Raw genomic sequence first — 18626 nt, 5'->3', positions numbered from 1 at the left:
TACTCCTTCATCTTGTAAATAAATATTCTAGGGCACTTCTAAAAATCCATATTTCGTTACAATACGTCGTTGTTCACAAAAAAATGTTTCCTTACCTATCAATTATAGGCTGCGTCAACATTTTTTGCTCTCGCCTCGTCTTATTTAAAACTCTGAATTTTTAGAGGTGCCCTCTACTTGATTCAAAATTGCGATAGTGCAGCAGGCTATGAATCATTTTACAAAATTAAGCAGTGCAAAATAAATTGTTAAGAGTGAATTCCAAGTAGTCACTACAATCGAATGATAATGTTATACTTATTTTTTAACAGTACTTTTGGAGATAATTATGAAGAAAATACTGACACTTCTGACTTTAGCCATGTTTACTTTTACCTTGCTCCCTTTTGGCGACGCTGAGGCGGCAAAGCGGATGGGTGGCGGTAAAAGTATCGGGCAACAACGCGATTCCATCAATCAACAGGCTACTCCAAAACCAGCGCAATCTCAATCAGCAGCACCGGCCTCTGCTGGTGCAGCAGGTGGCGCCAGCAAATGGGGCGGAGCATTAGCCGGGTTAGCTGCGGGTGGTTTATTGGCAGCTCTGTTCATGGGGGGAGCTTTTGAGAATATCAATATGGCGGATATCTTGGTGCTGCTGGTACTGGCTGCGGTGATATTCTTTATTATCCGCATGATGCGTAAACCTAAAGCTAATCAGGAGTCTCGTCCAATGCAGTTTTCAGGTGCCGGGACAGATCGCGCTGGCAGTATGTTCACCCCGACTCCCTCAACCTCGGTGCCACCTTCAGCTACGGGGCAAACGGATTCGGCTACTACAAATAGCACCGGTGTGACAAATAGTATTCCTGCAGATTTCGAAGTAGAGCCGTTCTTGCGTAATGCTAAACTTTCGTTTATTCACTTGCAGGAAGCCTATGGGGCACATAATTTGGATGAAATTCGGGAATATACTACACCTGAAATGCTTGCTGAGCTTGGTGCGCAAATTAAAGAAAGTGGTGACAAGCCTCATAAAACAGAAGTGCTCTTCATTGAGGCCAACTTACTGGATGTAACAGTGACCAATGATGATATGGCTATTGCCAGCGTGCGCTTTAATGGACAAATGCGTGAATCACCCGATGCACTACCAGAAGCATTTGATGAAATTTGGCACGTGCAGAAAGATCTCAAGGGTCAGCATTCAGCCTGGTTATTGACGGGCATTCAACAACCTTCGTAAAAGGTCGTAAATGAATTGGCTGCCCATCCCGATAGCTGTGTGCTGGCCGGGACCTGGACAGTTCATACCTCGCCTATCTCATGTTAGAGTAGGCGAGGTTGTTCATTGTAGATAACGTTAACCTCTTAAGATTGACGTTATCTACATTATTTAAGCGGAGGCTTGCTATGAGAATCGCTGTTGTATCAGATATCCATGGTAATTTACCCGCACTGGAAGCGGTGGTTGCTCATTTCAAACAGAGCGGAGTCGATGCCGTAATCAATCTCGGTGACAACTTGTCAGGCCCGTTGCTGCCATTGGAAACAGCACAATATTTAATGGCGCAGGATTGGATACATATCTCAGGCAACCATGATCGCCAACTTCTCGCATATGGAACTGAGCAATGCACCGATGTGGATGAATTAGCCTATTACCAATTAACGACGAAAGAGCTTACCTGGCTCAAATCCCTTCCGCCTAAAGCAGATTTCGATACAGATGTTTTGCTGTGTCACGGTACACCCGCGAGTGATTTGACCTATTTTCTAGAAACTGTCGAGGCCCATGGCGCACGTATGGCAACGCGTAAAGAAGTAGACGTACGTCTTGGAACAACGCTGGCAAAGCTGGTTTTGTGTGGGCATACTCACAAGCCGCGGGCAATTCGGGCTTCCTCTGGCCAGCTCGTCGTTAATCCGGGTAGTGTTGGTTTGCCAGCTTATGATGATGCCACGCCTTATTTTCATGTGATTGAAACGGGCTCACCAGATGCGCATTACGCCATTCTGGAGCGCATTAAGAGCCGCTGGATAGCGTCCCTTATCACGGTGCCTTATGATTATGACGCTATGGTCAAATTGGCACATTCACGCCGCTATGATGATTGGGCACAGGCGCTTGCAACAGGCTATATGTCCTAAATAATTCCATTTCTAAATTAAAACTGACATTGTCGGCCTTTGTCGGTTTATCCTTGCCGTATGATTGATACGATATGCGGCTCGCCTTCGCGTCATGTTTGATTTGGAAATAGAATAAATAAGCGCGTCTGTGGACCGATACATTGGCCTGAGAATCCTGATCGCAAATAGATTGATATTGCTTTTAAATAAAGTTAACCTCATTCATCTATGTCTGCTTTATAATCTCAGCTTTTATCATTTTGCTTCATGAGTGCTAACCAGCCACTAACGTGGCATCCTGTTCCTGTCAATGCGGCAGTTAACATTCGTTGGTGGTTATTGCATCGAGATTCACTGACACAGTTGATACAGCAACGTTGTAGCAGGTTTTTGGTTGATCCGGTCTTTCAATCGCTTGCGCCTGCTTGCATCGATGAATTGGCTATGATGAATTTGCGTAACAGTGAATTGGCTTTAGTGCGTGAAGTGTATCTTTACTGTAACGATACCCCTGTAGTATTTGCCCATTCAGTGGTAGCGAGAAAACACCTGAATGGTGCATGGCGTGGGTTGAGTCGCTTGGGTAATCGATCTTTAGGCACCTTGTTATTTACCAATCCGATGATCAAACGCGCTGAATTTGGTTATAAACAACTGAATACTCATCATCCACTTTTTAAACGAGCCTGCCAGCGTTTGCAGACTCCACCGCCTAGTTTATGGGCGCGACGTTCCTTATTTTTATTACAGGAGCAACCCATACTGGTAACTGAAGTCTTTTTGCCAGCTATTCTGAGATTAAAAATATGATGAATAAAGAGCGGCTTATTGCCTACGCAAAACTGATAAGACTGGATAAGCCCATCGGCATCTTGTTGCTATTATGGCCTACCTTGTGGGGGTTGTGGCTGGCGGCCGAAGGTCTGCCTGATCTGATGATTCTGGTTATTTTCGTTATGGGTACTATCTTGATGCGCTCAGCCGGTTGTGCGATCAATGACTTCGCTGATCGTCGTATTGATCCTCATGTTGAGCGTACCAAAAACCGCCCTCTGGCGGCCGGCATGGTTACCCCTAAAGAGGCCGTGTTGCTGGCTGCAGGGTTGAGTTCTTGCGCATTTTTACTGGTATTGCCACTGAATCAATTGACATTGCTGCTTTCCGTAGGAGCATTGTTTCTGGCTGGAACTTATCCTTTTACCAAACGCTTCTTTATCATGCCGCAAGCGTATTTGGGTATTGCCTTCAGTTTTGGCATACCCATGGCATTTGCTGCGCAAACGGGTGAACTGCCTGCCATCATCTGGCTATTATTATTTGCCAACTTATGCTGGGTCATTGCCTATGATACCGAATATGCCATGGTCGACAGAATGGATGATCTCAAAATTGGCATCAAAACATCCGCAATTACGCTCGGGCGTTTTGATATAACGGGTATCATGCTGTGTCATGCCATCTTTCTGGGTATGATGGTTTATGTAGGTTGGCTGTTGCAACGAGGTGTTCCTTATTATCTCTCATTGGCAGCGGTATTGGGCTTGGTGGTGTATCAGTACTTTCTGATTCGTAAACGCAACCCTGCTAATTGTTTCAAGGCTTTTCTGCATAATAACTGGGTGGGTGCGACGGTATTTGCTGGGATTACACTGGATTCCTTGCTCATCTGATTTTTAAATTCAACTTGACTTTGTCGGCTTCACCTTGCCGTATGATGGATACTGCCTGCGGCTCGCCTGCGCGTTATTTTTGATTTGGAAATGGAATAACAGAAAACTTTCAAGGTTTTGATATCGATGAAATACAAAGATCTGCGTGATTTTCTCGCACAATTGGAAACCCGAGGAGAACTGAAACGAGTAAGGGCCGAGGTTGACCCTTTTCTTGAAATGACCGAAATTTGTGACCGGTTACTCAAAAAAGCGGGTCCTGCCGTGCTGTTCGAGAAACCGAAAGGGCAGAGTATTCCAGTATTGGGCAACTTGTTTGGCACGCCTGAGCGTGTCGCTTTGGGAATGGGGCAGGAATCGGTTACGGCGTTGCGGGAAGTGGGCAAATTGTTGGCTTATCTTAAAGAGCCTGATCCCCCCAAAGGTCTGAGGGATGCGTGGGAAAAGTTGCCAGTACTGAAGCAGGTACTCAACATGACACCCAAGGTGGTGTCCAGTGCCGTATGCCAGGAGGTCATCTGGGAAGGGCAGGCAATTGATTTGGCTAAATTACCCATCCAGACATGCTGGCCAGGAGATATCGCTCCATTGATTACCTGGGGACTTACCGTGACGCGCGGCCCGCATAAAGCGCGGCAAAATCTTGGTATTTACCGGCAACAAGTTATTGCACCCAATAAAGTCATCATGCGCTGGCTTGCTCACCGGGGGGGAGCGCTGGATTATCGTGATTTTTGTATGGTCAATCCCGGCCAACCCTATCCTGTGGCAGTCGCCCTGGGGGCTGATCCAGCAACCATCCTTGGAGCCGTTACTCCCGTGCCTGATAGTCTCAGTGAATATCAATTTGCTGGATTATTGCGTGGTGCCAAAACGGAAGTCGTCAAATGCTTAAGCCATGATTTGCAAGTGCCAGCCAGCGCAGAAATTGTGCTGGAAGGGTTTATTTATCCTGATGAGACCGCGATTGAAGGGCCCTATGGCGACCACACCGGTTATTATAATGAGCAGGAAACTTTTCCGGTTTTCACCATCGAACGCATTACCATGCGCCGCAATCCGATTTATCATTCCACCTATACTGGCAAGCCGCCTGATGAGCCGGCTATTCTGGGTGTCGCGCTAAACGAGGTGTTTGTGCCTTTGCTGCAGAAGCAATTTACTGAAATTGTTGATTTTTATTTGCCGCCAGAGGGTTGTTCCTATCGCATGGCGGTAGTCAGCATGAAAAAACAATACCCCGGACACGCCAAACGGGTAATGTTTGGGGTATGGAGTTTCTTGCGGCAGTTCATGTATACCAAGTTCATTATTGTCACGGATGACGATATCGATATCCGTGATTGGAAAGAAGTCATCTGGGCGATTACGACACGCGTTGATCCCGCGCGGGATACCTTGATTGTGGAAAATACCCCGATCGATTATCTGGATTTTGCTAGCCCCGTCTCTGGTCTGGGTGGTAAGATGGGATTGGATGCCACTAACAAATGGGCGGGAGAGACGACACGCGAATGGGGCAGACCGATCGAAATGGATGCTGCGGTCAAAATGCGTATTGATCAGCTCTGGAGTGAGTTGCCTTTTTGAAATAATTCCTTTTTTAAATCAAAACTGCCTTTGCCGGCTTTACCTTATCGTATTATTAATAATGTCTGCGGCTTGTCTTCGCGTGATTTTTGATTTGGAAATGATATGAGTTTTTCAGTGGATAAAGAAACGAACCCAATCAAAGTTTATTACAACTCAGCCTGTCCGGTGTGCAAGGCTGGCATAGAAAATCAGAAAAGCAAGATGGAAGGATGCTCGGTCGAATGGAAAGACATCCATTCGAATCCTGGATTCGCCACTGAAATCTATTCAGAGATTGAGCAAGTGCGCGAGCGATTGCATGTCGTTGATGAACAGGGTCAAACTTATATCGGATTCGATGCATTTCTCATCATTTGGCAGCATTCTCCTGGTGAGAAATGGAAGGCAGCGCTATTGGGTTTGCCTATTATCAAACAGCTAGGGCGGATTGCTTACAATCAATTTGCTGCCATGTTGTATAAATGGAACAAGGCGAAGAAGCATTGGTAGCATAGTAACCATTGGTAGCGTTTGACGAGCCACAAAAGGCAATGGGCAACTTTTGTGTTGACTGGCCTTACACTATCGTATTCCATTTCCAAATCAAAAAAGACGCGAAGGCGAGCCGCAGACAGTATGCATAATACGGCAAGGATAAGCCGACAAAGGCCGACCCAGTCAGTTTTGATTTAGAAGTGGGATTAGAAAATTTCAGCCAAAAAATTGCTAATCGACTGATAAGCCCGTTTTGCTGCTATTTCCTTGTAGACGGTTCCAAAAGAGGGATTATTAGCAACAGGATTAGTAAAAGCATGCATGGTCCCCCCATAAATATGCATCTGCCAGTCTACCCCTGCTTCGGTCATCTCCTGCTCAAAAGCTAACACTTGCTCGGGCGGTACCATGGGATCATCATGACCATGTAAACAGAGAACTTTAGCGTTCATTTTTTCATTGGCCACCTTCCCACGTGTAAAAATACCATGAATGCTGATGACACCTTTCACATCAGCGCCAGATCGAGCCAATTCCAACACACACATTCCACCAAAACAATAGCCCATTGCCGCGACCTTTGTCGCATCGACTTGTGGGAGTTGTCGCACTGCCTGTAATGCTGCGTTAATTCTTTGTCTCAATAGGGCTCTATCATTTGCGTAAGGATTCATGAGTGCCGCGTTACCCTCGATATCCCCATCGCGGCCAAATATACCTTTGCCATACATATCCAGCGCAAAACCTACATAACCCAATGAGGCGATTCTTTCTGCTGCCTTACAGGCAAATTCGCGCCGACCACTCCAGTCATGCGCAACTAGCACAGCCGATTTGGGGGTCTCTGTTTCGTGATAGACCATATAACCTTCCAGTTCGGTATCGCCATCCTGATAATCAATATATTCTGTAAGCATATTTATTCAATCCTTATTAGTTGATATAGAAGAAATATTCATTATCATATGCTAACTTGATCAGCCAGACCTCAAAGTAATTTTTGAATCACCCAATAATGCATGAACAATTGAATACCTGCAATGATCAAGAAATAGTTGCATTGTTACCTAACAAAATACATCACTTGATGTCATTATAAAACCCATATCCAGTATTTATGATTTGAAAGGTTTAAGCATTTTAAACGCTCTAATTCCATTTCTAAATCAAAACTGACTTAGTCGGCCTTTGTCGGCTTATCCTTGCCGTATTATTCACACTGTCTGCGGCTCGCCTTCGCGTCATTTTTGATTTGGAATTGGAATAACTACACAATGAAGACAGATAAACAATATTCTGCTATGGTATTTATTACAGAAAATATATTGTAATTGGCTCGATATTGAAAGCAGACTATCGCCAAAAAATTATCTGATAATTTTTTGTCGGTATTAACGAGGAGAGAGGAGCATTGATCCGTATCCGTCTCACTTTAGTCTTATGGATTACAGTCAGCATCATACTCTATGGCTGCAGCAGCCATAGAAAGGAGGCTATTCCTACCTTGAACTGGTATGTTGCCGGGGAACCATCGGGCGCATTTTTCATGGCAGCCAAGCGCTGTTCTGAAGATTCCGGACAAGCGTATAAAATAGAACAGGTCCCATTGCCTGCCGATACCGATCAACAACGTGAGCAATTGGTGCGCAGGCTGGCCGCAGGCGATAACGCGATCGATATCATAGGGATGGATGTCATTTGGACTGCAGAATTTGCGCAGGCGGGTTGGATTCTTCCCTGGACTGGCAAAACAGCTGAGCAAGCCAAAGCAGGTCGACTGGATGCTCCATTGCAGAGCGCAATCTATCAAAATCAATTATGGGCTGCGCCCTTCACTACGAATATCCAATTATTATGGTATCGCACAGACAGAGTCAATACAGCGCCTGCGACCTGGGATGAAATGATCCTTCTGGCTGAATCATTGGGTGAAATAGGGACCATACAGGCACAAGGCGAACGTTATGAAGGATTAACGGCATTTTTTGTTTCATTGCTGGCCTCGAATGGCGGATCAGTGCTGGATGTCAGTGGCAAGCATATCTCTCTGGCGCAACAACCGACTTTGCAGACGCTTTCTACAATGGCACGCTTTGCCAATTCAAGTGCCGCTGATTGGGCTTTGGCGACTGCACGGGAAGATCAAGCGCGCCTTGCCTTTGAATCAGGTCACTCCAGCTTCATGGTTAACTATCCCTTTGTCTGGCCCAGTGCACAGAGAAATGCTCCTGAAATTGCTAAACACCTAGGATGGGCTCGCTGGCCTGCGACAATAGAAGGCAAACCCAGCCGCTTTGTGATTGGTGGCCTTAATTTAGGTGTCAGCGCATATACACCCTATCCTCAGTTGGCGTTCCATGCCGCTGCCTGTCTTACTGCAGCAAAGCATCAACGTATGGCTGCTGAGCTGGGAGGGCTGCTACCGACTATCGCTGCATTGTATGATGAGCCAGAAATTCGCGTGACCTATCCCTTTGCAGATGTGTTGCGCAGTTCGTTAAGCGATGCGGTACAACGCCCACAAACGCCGCTATATAATGATATTTCTCTGGCAATCAGTCGTACTTTGCACCCTATGCGCGATATTGAACCTCAGAAAGATTTTATCAGGCTACGTCGCGCCATTGAGCGCGCACTCAATTCAGAGGGTTTGCTTTGAATCAAAAGCAAAGCAACGAGCGGCGTTTGGGCTGGTTATTGTGTGCGCCGGCAGTAACTGCCTTGCTTGTGGTAACTGCTTACCCTATCTTATACGCACTATGGTTATCATTATTTCGCTACGATTTGCGTTTTCCTGATCAGCGCGCTTTTATCGGTCTCGATAATTATGTCAGTATTCTTACCTCAGAGGTATGGTGGCATGCGCTGGGTAATACGTTAATTCTGACAATTATCTCCGTATCCCTGGAATTGCTATTAGGGTTTCCTCTTGCATTAATCATGCACCATACTTTGTTCTGGCGCCGTGCGGTGCGCGCCACCACGTTAATTCCTTATGCGATAATCACTGTTGTTGCGGCATTGGCCTGGAAATTTGCTTTTGATCCCACTATCGGTTTTGTTAATGCCTTACTGGGTACGGAACAGGCATGGTTGACCCAGCGCTGGTCAGCGTTTTTAGTGATTATTCTGACCGAAATTTGGAAAACCACGCCATTTATGGCATTGTTGCTAATGGCAGGGCTTACCCTGGTACCGCATGACTTAATTCAAGCCGCGCGGGTCGATGGTGCGAATGCCTGGCAACGTTTCATAAAAATTATCGTTCCGATCATGAAACCTGCCATCCTGGTGGCAGTATTGTTTCGCACACTGGATGCGTTTCGTATTTTTGATACGGTTTTTATACAAACCCGCGGCGCACAGGGGACCGAAACAGTCTCCCTGCTGGGCTATAACACATTCATTGTCAGCCTCAATTTAGGCTTGGGTTCGGCAGTTTCAGTATTGATTTTTATCGGTGTACTTATAATCTCGGTCTTGTTTATTAAAGGCTTTGGGGCATCGCTGACTAAAGGAGGAAACGCCGAATGATGATGAGAAATGACCTCATGGGACGAATTTTCTGGGGTATGGGTAACCTCATCGTGATGGCTTATGCCTTATTACCTGTGTTATGGATTGTATCCCTGTCGCTGAAGCAGAGTAGCCATTTGAATGACCAGCGTTTTTTTCCGCAAACTATCAGCTTTGAGAATTACCGGATTATTTTCTCTGACATGCAGTTTCCAGCGGCATTGTGGAATTCCATTGGTATTGCTGTGATATCGACTCTACTGGCGGTTACGCTGGGAATGTTCGCTGCGTACGCCATAGTCAGGTTGGAGTTCCCCGGCAGACGCTTGATCCTTGCCGGCGCATTGGCCACCGCCATGTTCCCCTCGGTGGTTATTATCGGGCCGATTTTCAATATGTGGCGCACAGTAGGGTTATTCGATACTTGGTTGGGCCTCATCCTCCCTTATATGACGTTTGCTCTGCCGCTGGCCATTTGGATCTTATCTGCTTTTTTTCGTGAAATGCCTTGGGATTTGGATAAAGCAGCTCGTGTCGATGGTGCCACCCCGTTGCAAGCCTTTATTTGGGTGATTGTGCCACTGGCCGCGCCCGCAGTATTTACTGCTGCGATCCTGGTATTTATTTTTGCCTGGAATGATTTTTTATTTGCTATCTCGCTCACTTCCACCAATAATGCCCGCACGGTGCCTGCGGTGATTGCCTTTTTTACAGGCAGCTCCCGTTTTGAATTACCTACTGGCTTGATTGCAGCGGCCTCAGTGGTCATTACTGTGCCAGTCATGATCATAGTATTAATTTTTCAGCGACTTATCGTTGCTGGCCTCACATCGGGCGCTGTTAAAGGTTGATGTGATCGAATTGGCTATATGGCAAAAATTGAACTAAGCAATGTGACCAAACAATTTCCTGATGGGACGGTAGCGGTCAGTGCGACCAGTTTTGTCATTAATGATGGCGAATTTTTTATTCTCGTCGGACCCTCCGGCTGCGGTAAATCAACGTTGCTACATATGATTGTCGGCCTGGAAGAGGTCAGTAGCGGCGAGATTCGACTTGACGGGAAAATAATTAACCACCTGGATCCGAAGGATCGCAACATGGCGATGGTTTTTCAGAGCTACGCCCTCTATCCACATATGAATGTGCGGCAAAATATCGCGTTCCCACTCGTCATGGCGAAAGTACCCAAAGAAGAAATAAATAAACGTGTGGAAGAAACAGCGGCTGTTCTGGAATTGAGTCATTTACTCGACAGTAAGCCACGAAATTTATCGGGGGGTCAGCGTCAGCGTGTTGCGATGGGCAGGGCGATTGTGCGCAATCCACAAGCTTTTTTACTTGATGAGCCATTGTCCAATCTTGATGCCAGGCTGCGCAATCAAATGCGTACCGAGCTCGCTCGACTGCAAAGGCGGCTAGGCACCACGACCATTTACGTGACCCATGATCAAACCGAAGCCATGACGCTTGGTGACCAGGTAGCGGTATTAAATAAAGGCGTGGTGCAGCAAATCGGAACCCCTTATGAATTATATCGACAACCGGGCAATTTATTTGTAGCTGGATTTGTTGGTTCCCCAGCCATGAATTTTTTTCCGGTGCAAATCAGAGAGGGCCGGCTGTTCTTTTTCTTACTCGATTTAGAGATAAATTATCCTGAGAGCATTGCTCTTCCAAGCCAGCATGACCACGCCATTGCGGGTATCCGTCCCGAAGATTTTGACGTATTATTTAATGAAAGCGAACAGAATCAAAAACAAGCCGCCTTTAATACGCAAGTAGATGTTGTTGAGTGGTTAGGTGCTGAAGTGCTCATTTACTTTCAGATCAAAATTAACCAGTGGCCCGACATGCCGGCATTAACACGGGATCTTAACCTGGACAAGAAGTCAGGTGATAAATTGCAGGTTACCGCTAAGTTAGATACTAGCCATACCTTCAAGGAAGGGGACAGGATAAAACTTACTTTCGATATGGATAAATTACATTTATTTGACCCGAAAACAGGCAAACGTTTGACATCAAAATAAGGTTGAGGCACTGTAATTAGTCCGAGAAGCTGCAGCTAGATGCGGTGGAGCTTGCGATAAACTAAATGCGAAGCAGGGGTGCGAGAAGGACGCAAGGATGTCCCCTGCAACCAATCGCAACACCAGAGTCATACCTACAGTGGCATCACCAACTAAAGGTACCCTGAAAAATCCTGGAAATTCCTCTCAGGATTTTTATTCTCTGGCGTGCCAATGCATCTACACAAGATTTTAATCAGCTAGATACTAACAAAAGCGTAATAATTAATCGCTTATTCGTCCTAACAGTGTGGCATGGGTGTGCTCAGCTTTGTCGGCAATCAATTGAGTAGCTGCCTCAATCTGCCCCCATGTATTCCACAGCAGTACACCCCGTACCCGCTTATTTCGCAAATAGTAGATCACGCCTTTGTGAAAGGGTTCTTTCCAATCTTCAACGATATCAAGGCTAGCATCAAGCTCGCCTATGGCCTCATATCCCAAATCAAATAGGTCAGAGTAGAAATAAGGTTGATAATGATAAGGATTTGATTGGCCAGCCATATTTTTGCCAGCCATTTTCCCCATGACATTTGCGTTGTCTTCATGCTCTACCCGTATTCGTTTTTCCAGGAGAGGGCTATAGAAATTTGCTACATCACCTGCAGCATAAATATCAGGATTACTCGTGCGCAGCCATTCGTCCACTACAATCCCATTATCTATTGTAAGTCCAGCTTGACTGGCAAGATCAATGTTAGGTTGAATTCCAAGTCCAGCTATGATTCCATCAGCGGCTATTTCCATACCATTTTCTGGAATCACACTTATTCTGGTACCTTCTTTTTGAATGGTTTTAACCGTGCCGCCTGCATGGATGGTAACGCCTTTTCCCCGATAATAGCTATTCAAATATTGTGAGAGTGCTTGGGGATAAACACGTGCGCCAATACTCTTTTCAGGAAAAATCATGGTGACGTGTTTATTGTTCAGGGCAAGTGCAGCAGCAATTTCTGAACCGATGAAACCACCACCGATGACAACAAAATTTGAGCCTTGCTCGCATAGTTCGCGTAACTTCTGGTAATCATCTACCGTTCTAAAGTAGATGATATTCTCATCTAAATAGGGTAATCGTCTGACTGATCCGCCAGTGGCGAGTAAAAGCTTTTCATAGGTATAAATGTTTCCGGCATTATCAGTTGCGGTCTTTTGGGCTGGATCAAGATTGACTATTTTTTTGCCTATATGGATAGCGATATTCAGATCATGTTGGCTACGCCAGATTGATTCAAATGTTGCACCTTTCCATAATGACTTGGACAATGGGGGGCGATCATAGGGTGAGTGTAATTCTTCACAGATCATGGCGATGGTACCATTTGGGTCAACTTGACGAATGCCGTGAAGTGCTGAATCGGCAGTCATTCCGCCACCGACAATAAGGTATTTGTGATGTTTCATGGGGGCTCCTTATAAGAGAGATGCACACTAAAAACTTATCATCTGTGTTTATTCAAGCAGCTTGAAATATATTACCTCGAAAGTTTCATCTTCATTGATCTTTTATTCGCTTGGGATAGGTAAATCTCCCATAATGGTTCCGTATCAATTGAAGACAAGCGCGTTCTTCTCTGGTTGTTTATTTAATCAAACAAAGCAACGACATAGCTTGACGATATGGCTTACTATTGGCATAGTATTCAAAACTTGGCAAGTGGAAGTGAGGATCTTTTTGTTTTCAAATCAAACAAGCGAGGTGCTTTGATGAAGATAATGTGTTTGAAAGGTCTCATGACCATAATCATAGCTTTGCTAGTCACTGGCTGCGCTCAACATACCACACGGATGGCGAAAGAGCCTCCCTTTTTCAATCTATCCAAACCAGAAACAGTATTAATTTATAATTTTGCAGTTAACCCAGAAGACATTAAACAAAATTCTGCTCTGTTTGCAAGGATTGGCAGGAGCTTGGCAGGGAATAATCAATCAGCGGAACAAATTCAGATAGGGCGAGAAGTGGCCGATGCTTTGACTGCAGAGCTGATGGTGAAAATAGCGGCTATGGGCTTGAATCCTGTGCGTGCTACAGCCAATACCCCGATTAGCAAAGATGCGATTATAATTACAGGGGAATTTATTGACATAAACGAAGGTAATCGCCTGCGTCGTACCGTGATTGGTTTAGGTGCGGGCAAATCTTCGCTTGATAGCCATGTACGGGTTTTGGCACAGAAAGAGTCTGTCATTGAGGAGCTGATTGCTTTTGATGCCCATTCGGAAAGCGGCAGTATGCCGGGGGCAGCTGTCTTGGGCCCGGCCGGTGTTGCGGCAGGAGCGGGTACAGCGGCAGTGGTTTCCACCAATGTAGCACTGGGCGCCGGTAAAGCTTACCAATCGGCTTCTGCACACCAAGCCAAGAGTATGGCTGATAAGATAGCGGTAGAACTAGAAAAATACTTCGCCAGACAAGGCTGGATAGATTCCTCCTTGGTAGAGTAATTCCATTTCTAAATCAAAACTGACTTTGTCGGCTAAACCTTTTTTGTGGCCTTGCGGTATGATTGATACTGTCTGCGGCTCGCCTTCGCGTCATTTTTGATTTGGAAATGGAATAAAAGAGTGCCTTGCCTTGTATCTGGATCACCACACGCTCTATTTCGTCCAGCTGGAGTTTTAGGATTATTTATTTTCAGTTAGAGAGTTTTCCATTCAGAAACTCCAGCATTTCACCTGTTTCTGTGTGCCGAATGCGGGTAATTCCGCCGTGATTAACTTTAATTCGATAGAAGCCAGCCGGTGGTGCATGGATTGTTCGTGCGATGACTGCACGAATCACTCCTGCATGTGCAACGATGAGATAATGCTTACTTTGAGAGTGCTCTACAATTTCGTCATAGGCTGAGCTGACTCGATTAATAAAATCGTCAAGTACTTCTGCACCTTGAGGTCGATGTGTCGCCGGATTTCTCAGGAAAGACTGAAACTCATCAGGTCGACTTGTTTTAATTTCATTGTGGCTAAGCCCTTCCCACGAACCTAATCCCACCTCTTTAAATCGAGACTCAACAGTAACCTCTATTCCGTGACGTTCCCCTAATGCGCGTGCAAATGCCTGGCAGCGTTGTAGCGGAGAAGTGATAATCTGCTCCCATGCATTATATTCACCCACTGCATTCCACATTTGGGACCAGCCTTTTTCACTGAGCGGATCGTCAATGTTGTGACCTCGATAACGTTGCCCGCCAACAGGCTCGCCATGACGAATCAAATCAATAACAGTTTCTGTCATAAGAAAAACTTTAATGGTAGTATTTTTTGATGGTGTAGTTTATCTGAATTGGTCTGATACAAGAACAAAAGTTGCAAAGAGCTGAAGTGAGTATCGATACCATAGGGGATATCGTCAGCTCAAAAAATACTGCTGTCCGAGATTGAAAGACGCTGCATAATTTCAAGAAATTGGATAAATATTTTATGTGGATACAAAAACAACTTTATCTTAGAGCCCGCGTACGCGGCTTTCACTTGGTGACTGATGAAATATTGCAACAGCTACCGGAATTAAGGCAGGTCAGGGTAGGGATCATGACTATCTTGCTTCAACATACTTCTGCATCGTTAACCCTTAATGAAAATGCAGATCCTGCCGTGCGCCAGGATTTTGAAGATTACTTCAATCATATCGTACCTGAGGAAGCACCCTATTACAGACATAGGGACGAAGGAAGCGATGATCTTCCAGCACATTTAAAATCCAGCTTGTTAGGTTGCAGCTTGATCATTCCCGTCACCAATGGCCGACTCAATTTAGGCACATGGCAGGGAATTTACCTTTGCGAACACCGCAATCACGGGGGAAGCAGAACCCTCATTATTACCATTAATGGTGAATAATGCTACCGATAATGTTAAAAACTACCTTTAGAATCATTTAATTTTAAGAAGATCTTTGCCAGATCCACCTTGCCGTATGATTGATACTGTCTGCGGCTCACCTTCGCGTCATGTTTGATTTAGAAATGGAATGACATATCAGTTATATGCTGCGTAACATTTTTCGTTTTTGCCTTGTCTTGCTTAGAACTCTGAATTTTTAGAGACGCCTTAATTAACGCGAGTTTGATATAAGAAAAGCTGCAAAAGGGACCTGAATTCGTTAAATTCCTTTTGATGAAGTGATTTCAAAAAAAGTTTCATTATTAGATGAATCATATTCCTTTTGCTGCTTTTCTTATTCCGAGCTCACGTGAGTTAGCCCTTGATCCACGTTTTAAGGGATTTCAACTGAGAAAAATAGGATAATAGGATAGGTGAATTAAAACAAACTTGATAAGTAGCGATGAATAAAAAAACCTAATACCAGTAGTGCTATGCCGATACCGTAACAAAGCCAGAAATTCCCACCCAGCCTGTCTGCAAAAAAGAACGGTATGAAGAAAAGCCATGAGACGGGAACACCTATTAAAATATTTTTGGCGAAGGTAATGGAGGCAGCGGCGTCCTTATACTCAATATAAGAAAACGCCAGCGCCAACAAGGAAGCAATAGGAAGCGCAATAATGAAGCCCGCCAGTTCAGGTTTTTTACCTGATAGCCATGAAGCAAACCAGATCACGGTGGCCGCAATACCTATTTTCAGGAATACCATTATATTTACTTCCACCCTGTCATAGAGTCATAGCATTGCAAAGGGTTGTGCTTTACCTATACTTAGTTTTTCAAGCCGTCAAACTTGCCCGAATAATTGGCATCGTAGATTTCACCTGTATCGGACATGAGCACATAAAGCGCCTTGTTAGATACTTTATTATCAAAGCTTACGATGTAATAACCTTTCCCTTTCTTGCTGATTTTCTTACCCTCCTCAGGCGTATTACCCCATGCCTCATCTAATAACTCACCTTCCACTGGCTGCTTCTGTTCGATGATGGCTGCCACCCCTTCGCTGGCAGCAGCCAGAGCGCCTTTATCGTTCAGTTTCTTAGTTTGTGATCCATGACTATGTGTATGAGTATTATCTCCGTGACTATGGCTATGACCATGATCATGATCGGATCCAGCGAAAGCCAGTGGTATAGTGATAATTGTCAGTGCAAAAGCAAGAGCAAGCGTTTGAATGTTCATAGAATCTCCTGTGTATTTATGATTTTTGGTTTAGTGAGCATGTGGTTCGCCGTCACCATGTGAATGTATGTTCGGCTGCAATTGTATTTTCTTTTGGTATCCTTCCAGCGCCGACGGGGCTAGGGCCGCTTCCATCTCCATATGGATATGGTAGTGGTCATCTTTATTCAGCGGGAAATCATCGGAATAAATGAAATGATGATAATTATGTAGCTGCATCAACAGCAGCATGAAACCAGAAAAAATCAAACCAGCATTCGCAGCCTTACTGAATTTCTGGAATGATAGTGTTTTACGCCAACCGGAAAGCACGAGAAGCATAAGGGTCAGTGCAATGATCTGACCTGCTTCCACACCCACATTAAAAGAAAGGATGCCCATCACCAAACCTTCTTCCGGCAAGGGTAATTGTTGCAGGCGAGTGGAAAGACCAAAACCGTGAATTAATCCAAAGGCAAATACCATCCACAGTATGTTGGGTGCATTTACATCCAGATATTTCCTGAATCCATCCAGGTTATCAAAGGCCTTATAGCAGACAGTAAGCGCAATCACTGCGTCAATCAGATAAAAATTTGCCTGAATGCCGTAGATAGTGGCAAAAATAAGGGTAATAGAATGCCCGATGGTAAAGGCTGTGATGAACTTAACAATATCTTTAAACCTGGTTAAAAAGAAAATGACACCGAACAGGAATAGTAAATGGTCGTAGCCGGTAAGCATATGCGTTGCACCCAGCTCGATATATTCCCAATATCCAGCTTCCAGAAGTTTTGCTTTGTCTTCCTCTGACATACCGTGCGCAAAGACTTGGCTAGCAAATAAGATACTGAATATAAAAATAATAGCTTTCATGGATATTCCTATAAGACACAATTAATACATCAAAAAAGTCAGTATTGTCCGGATGCTGATCAATGAGATAAGTTATGTCGCGCTCCTTTAAATAAATTTGAATGGTTAATTACTGAGCAATGTTATTAAGTACAGTTGACAGATAAGCCAGCCATTTCAACTTCGCTACTGCTTATAAAAGATTAGGAGAAAGTGCTTTTCCTGATTGCTGAAGAAGTAAGCAAGCCTATCCTGTCCAAGCTGCCCATTATAAAATACCTTGCTACATATTGAGAATGATTTTTATTTGCATCAACATCAATGACCTCTTTGCCAGTGTCAATGACCATGTCTTCGATGTCCATGCCCTCTATGGCCCCCGCCTCGGTGTGCGTTGTCAAAATGTCTATGTCCACCATGGATATGCTTATGTCCTCCAAAGTGCCTTTGATTAAAGTAGATTGATGGTCGATATCCGTATCCCGATGAAATTCCTCCATAAAATCCCGATCCACTATAATAGCCTGAACCTGCATAATAGCCTGCTGCTCCAGAATATCCCGTTCCGCCGTAATAAGAAGGAGCTACACACCCACCAAGAAGAAAAAATGAAATCACGACTAAAAGGGGGAGAATTTTTCTTGTATTCATGATGCCCTCCTAATAAATATTTCAGATGAAATTCATCAACAAATTTGATGTGATTAAAATTTCATTTGTTATAAATATGGTAGGGTTTTAGAGCTGAATGGAAACTGAACACAAATCCAACGCTCTGCCCGCTTTACTATTTGCAGAAACTGGCCTTTGGCGGCAAGATAGCCAACCAGAATTTTGGCACCGCCACCACTACGGCATCCCGTATCAATTTGCTGCGCCTAGAGGAAGAGTTAAGCTAGGTGCATCTGCGGCTTTCGCAAACGTATATTGAGCACCTGGCATGGCAGGAATGTGTGCGCAAGTACGACCGGGAGCACACCTTGTTTCACTGTAATCCGCCATATTGGGGTACCGCAGCCTATGGTGTGGATTTTGGGCTGGAGCAGTATGCTCAGATAGCCGAGCTCGCGAAAACGATCAAAGGAAAAATGATTATGTCCGTCAACGATATTTCGGAAATGCATGAGGTATTCAAAGGGTTGGCGATGCATCGTTTGCGATCAACTATACCGTAGGCGGGCTGCAAGGACGCAGACAACGCACCGAGCTGGTGATCCGTAATTTTTAACGATGGAGTAATTCGCGGGCTTTCTCAAACCCAACCCACTTAACGGATAAATCTAAACCA

20 protein-coding genes are annotated in these 18626 nt (G+C 44.8%); 13 read left to right on the top strand and 7 right to left on the bottom strand.

The window, feature by feature from the left end:
• Positions 1–328 precede the first annotated feature (328 nt).
• The 6 genes from BM122_RS06290 to BM122_RS06265 all read left to right on the top strand — a co-directional run bounded on the left by BM122_RS06290 (position 329) and on the right by BM122_RS06265 (position 5864).
• Positions 329–1225 (top strand): Tim44 domain-containing protein, encoded by an 897-nt coding sequence (locus tag BM122_RS06290; protein WP_074904530.1) that lies wholly within the window; start codon positions 329–331, stop codon positions 1223–1225.
• 167 nt (positions 1226–1392) lie between these two features.
• Positions 1393–2130 carry a metallophosphoesterase family protein gene (locus BM122_RS06285; protein WP_074904529.1) on the top strand — a complete coding sequence of 246 codons (738 nt, stop codon included), beginning with the start codon at positions 1393–1395 and terminating at the stop codon, positions 2128–2130.
• A gap of 249 nt (positions 2131–2379) precedes the next feature.
• The gene (locus BM122_RS06280; RefSeq protein ID WP_074904528.1) at positions 2380–2922 is read left to right on the top strand and encodes a chorismate--pyruvate lyase family protein; all 543 of its coding nucleotides are present in this window, start codon (positions 2380–2382) and stop codon (positions 2920–2922) included.
• Positions 2919–3782 (top strand): 4-hydroxybenzoate octaprenyltransferase, encoded by an 864-nt coding sequence (gene ubiA, locus BM122_RS06275; protein ID WP_074904527.1) that lies wholly within the window; start codon positions 2919–2921, stop codon positions 3780–3782. The genes BM122_RS06280 and ubiA overlap by 4 nt, the downstream gene beginning before the upstream one ends.
• A gap of 126 nt (positions 3783–3908) precedes the next feature.
• Positions 3909–5372 (top strand): 4-hydroxy-3-polyprenylbenzoate decarboxylase, encoded by a 1464-nt coding sequence (gene ubiD, locus BM122_RS06270; RefSeq protein WP_074904526.1) that lies wholly within the window; start codon positions 3909–3911, stop codon positions 5370–5372.
• A gap of 117 nt (positions 5373–5489) precedes the next feature.
• Positions 5490–5864 (top strand): thiol-disulfide oxidoreductase DCC family protein, encoded by a 375-nt coding sequence (locus BM122_RS06265; protein WP_256211917.1) that lies wholly within the window; start codon positions 5490–5492, stop codon positions 5862–5864.
• A 191-nt stretch (positions 5865–6055) separates the two neighbouring features.
• On the opposite strand, the gene BM122_RS06260 is transcribed toward BM122_RS06265, so the two are convergent.
• Positions 6056–6766, bottom strand: coding sequence for a dienelactone hydrolase family protein (locus tag BM122_RS06260; RefSeq protein ID WP_074904524.1), 711 nt, complete (start codon positions 6764–6766; stop codon positions 6056–6058).
• Positions 6767–7260: 494 nt separating this feature from the next.
• Between BM122_RS06260 and BM122_RS06255 the strand changes: the two genes are divergently transcribed.
• Genes BM122_RS06255 through BM122_RS06240 form a run of 4 tightly spaced genes read left to right on the top strand, consistent with a single transcriptional unit; the run spans position 7261 to position 11398 of the window.
• Positions 7261–8508, top strand: coding sequence for an ABC transporter substrate-binding protein (locus BM122_RS06255; RefSeq protein ID WP_218152014.1), 1248 nt, complete (start codon positions 7261–7263; stop codon positions 8506–8508).
• The gene (locus BM122_RS06250; RefSeq protein ID WP_074904523.1) at positions 8505–9383 is read left to right on the top strand and encodes a carbohydrate ABC transporter permease; all 879 of its coding nucleotides are present in this window, start codon (positions 8505–8507) and stop codon (positions 9381–9383) included. The genes BM122_RS06255 and BM122_RS06250 overlap by 4 nt, the downstream gene beginning before the upstream one ends.
• The gene (locus tag BM122_RS06245) at positions 9380–10216 is read left to right on the top strand and encodes a carbohydrate ABC transporter permease (RefSeq protein WP_074904522.1); all 837 of its coding nucleotides are present in this window, start codon (positions 9380–9382) and stop codon (positions 10214–10216) included. The genes BM122_RS06250 and BM122_RS06245 overlap by 4 nt, the downstream gene beginning before the upstream one ends.
• Positions 10217–10234: 18 nt before the next feature.
• Entirely contained in the window at positions 10235–11398 is a 1164-nt protein-coding gene (locus BM122_RS06240; protein WP_074904521.1) for an ABC transporter ATP-binding protein, read from the top strand.
• 264 nt (positions 11399–11662) lie between these two features.
• On the opposite strand, the gene BM122_RS06235 is transcribed toward BM122_RS06240, so the two are convergent.
• The gene (locus tag BM122_RS06235; RefSeq protein WP_074904520.1) at positions 11663–12841 is read right to left on the bottom strand and encodes an NAD(P)/FAD-dependent oxidoreductase; all 1179 of its coding nucleotides are present in this window, start codon (positions 12839–12841) and stop codon (positions 11663–11665) included.
• 330 nt (positions 12842–13171) lie between these two features.
• Here BM122_RS06235 and BM122_RS06230 point away from each other — a divergent pair, with 330 nt between their 5' ends.
• Positions 13172–13879: a DUF4410 domain-containing protein gene (locus BM122_RS06230; protein WP_177198062.1), complete on the top strand. Its 708-nt coding sequence runs from the start codon at positions 13172–13174 to the stop codon at positions 13877–13879.
• A 190-nt stretch (positions 13880–14069) separates the two neighbouring features.
• Here the strand turns inward: BM122_RS06230 and BM122_RS06225 are convergent, their stop codons facing one another.
• The gene (locus tag BM122_RS06225; protein ID WP_074904518.1) at positions 14070–14669 is read right to left on the bottom strand and encodes a histidine phosphatase family protein; all 600 of its coding nucleotides are present in this window, start codon (positions 14667–14669) and stop codon (positions 14070–14072) included.
• Between the two features lie 185 nt (positions 14670–14854).
• Here BM122_RS06225 and BM122_RS06220 point away from each other — a divergent pair, with 185 nt between their 5' ends.
• Positions 14855–15274 carry a secondary thiamine-phosphate synthase enzyme YjbQ gene (locus BM122_RS06220; protein ID WP_074904517.1) on the top strand — a complete coding sequence of 140 codons (420 nt, stop codon included), beginning with the start codon at positions 14855–14857 and terminating at the stop codon, positions 15272–15274.
• Positions 15275–15695: 421 nt separating this feature from the next.
• Here BM122_RS06220 and BM122_RS06215 read toward each other — a convergent pair whose 3' ends face one another.
• From BM122_RS06215 to BM122_RS06200, 4 genes are all read right to left on the bottom strand, one after another.
• Positions 15696–16028 (bottom strand): hypothetical protein, encoded by a 333-nt coding sequence (locus tag BM122_RS06215; protein ID WP_074904516.1) that lies wholly within the window; start codon positions 16026–16028, stop codon positions 15696–15698.
• Positions 16029–16090: 62 nt separating this feature from the next.
• Positions 16091–16504: a DUF6488 family protein gene (locus tag BM122_RS06210; protein ID WP_074904515.1), complete on the bottom strand. Its 414-nt coding sequence runs from the start codon at positions 16502–16504 to the stop codon at positions 16091–16093.
• A gap of 30 nt (positions 16505–16534) precedes the next feature.
• Positions 16535–17359 carry a HupE/UreJ family protein gene (locus BM122_RS06205; protein WP_074904514.1) on the bottom strand — a complete coding sequence of 275 codons (825 nt, stop codon included), beginning with the start codon at positions 17357–17359 and terminating at the stop codon, positions 16535–16537.
• Between the two features lie 182 nt (positions 17360–17541).
• Positions 17542–17874, bottom strand: coding sequence for a hypothetical protein (locus tag BM122_RS06200; RefSeq protein WP_074904513.1), 333 nt, complete (start codon positions 17872–17874; stop codon positions 17542–17544).
• Between the two features lie 363 nt (positions 17875–18237).
• Between BM122_RS06200 and BM122_RS06195 the strand changes: the two genes are divergently transcribed.
• Positions 18238–18513 carry a DNA adenine methylase gene (locus BM122_RS06195; protein WP_074904512.1) on the top strand — a complete coding sequence of 92 codons (276 nt, stop codon included), beginning with the start codon at positions 18238–18240 and terminating at the stop codon, positions 18511–18513.
• The last annotated feature ends 113 nt before the right edge of the window (positions 18514–18626 follow it).

Source organism: Nitrosomonas communis, assembly GCF_900114745.1.
GTDB lineage: Bacteria > Pseudomonadota > Gammaproteobacteria > Burkholderiales > Nitrosomonadaceae > Nitrosomonas > Nitrosomonas communis_A.
This window is presented reverse-complemented; position numbering and strand designations above follow the sequence as displayed.

What these genes read in the sequence shown, in the direction of transcription:
- BM122_RS06290 (WP_074904530.1), top strand. Translation starts at nt 329, where the DNA reads ATGAAGAAAATACTGACACTTCTGACTTTAGCCATGTTTACTTTTACC.
- BM122_RS06285 (WP_074904529.1), top strand. Translation starts at nt 1,393, where the DNA reads ATGAGAATCGCTGTTGTATCAGATATCCATGGTAATTTACCCGCACTG.
- BM122_RS06280 (WP_074904528.1), top strand. Translation starts at nt 2,380, where the DNA reads ATGAGTGCTAACCAGCCACTAACGTGGCATCCTGTTCCTGTCAATGCG.
- ubiA (WP_074904527.1), top strand. Translation starts at nt 2,919, where the DNA reads ATGATGAATAAAGAGCGGCTTATTGCCTACGCAAAACTGATAAGACTG.
- ubiD (WP_074904526.1), top strand. Translation starts at nt 3,909, where the DNA reads ATGAAATACAAAGATCTGCGTGATTTTCTCGCACAATTGGAAACCCGA.
- BM122_RS06260 (WP_074904524.1), bottom strand. Translation starts at nt 6,766, where the DNA reads ATGCTTACAGAATATATTGATTATCAGGATGGCGATACCGAACTGGAA.
- BM122_RS06245 (WP_074904522.1), top strand. Translation starts at nt 9,380, where the DNA reads ATGATGATGAGAAATGACCTCATGGGACGAATTTTCTGGGGTATGGGT.
- BM122_RS06240 (WP_074904521.1), top strand. Translation starts at nt 10,235, where the DNA reads ATGGCAAAAATTGAACTAAGCAATGTGACCAAACAATTTCCTGATGGG.
- BM122_RS06235 (WP_074904520.1), bottom strand. Translation starts at nt 12,841, where the DNA reads ATGAAACATCACAAATACCTTATTGTCGGTGGCGGAATGACTGCCGAT.
- BM122_RS06230 (WP_177198062.1), top strand. Translation starts at nt 13,172, where the DNA reads ATGACCATAATCATAGCTTTGCTAGTCACTGGCTGCGCTCAACATACC.
- BM122_RS06225 (WP_074904518.1), bottom strand. Translation starts at nt 14,669, where the DNA reads ATGACAGAAACTGTTATTGATTTGATTCGTCATGGCGAGCCTGTTGGC.
- BM122_RS06220 (WP_074904517.1), top strand. Translation starts at nt 14,855, where the DNA reads ATGTGGATACAAAAACAACTTTATCTTAGAGCCCGCGTACGCGGCTTT.
- BM122_RS06215 (WP_074904516.1), bottom strand. Translation starts at nt 16,028, where the DNA reads ATGGTATTCCTGAAAATAGGTATTGCGGCCACCGTGATCTGGTTTGCT.
- BM122_RS06210 (WP_074904515.1), bottom strand. Translation starts at nt 16,504, where the DNA reads ATGAACATTCAAACGCTTGCTCTTGCTTTTGCACTGACAATTATCACT.
- BM122_RS06205 (WP_074904514.1), bottom strand. Translation starts at nt 17,359, where the DNA reads ATGAAAGCTATTATTTTTATATTCAGTATCTTATTTGCTAGCCAAGTC.
- BM122_RS06200 (WP_074904513.1), bottom strand. Translation starts at nt 17,874, where the DNA reads ATGCAGGTTCAGGCTATTATAGTGGATCGGGATTTTATGGAGGAATTT.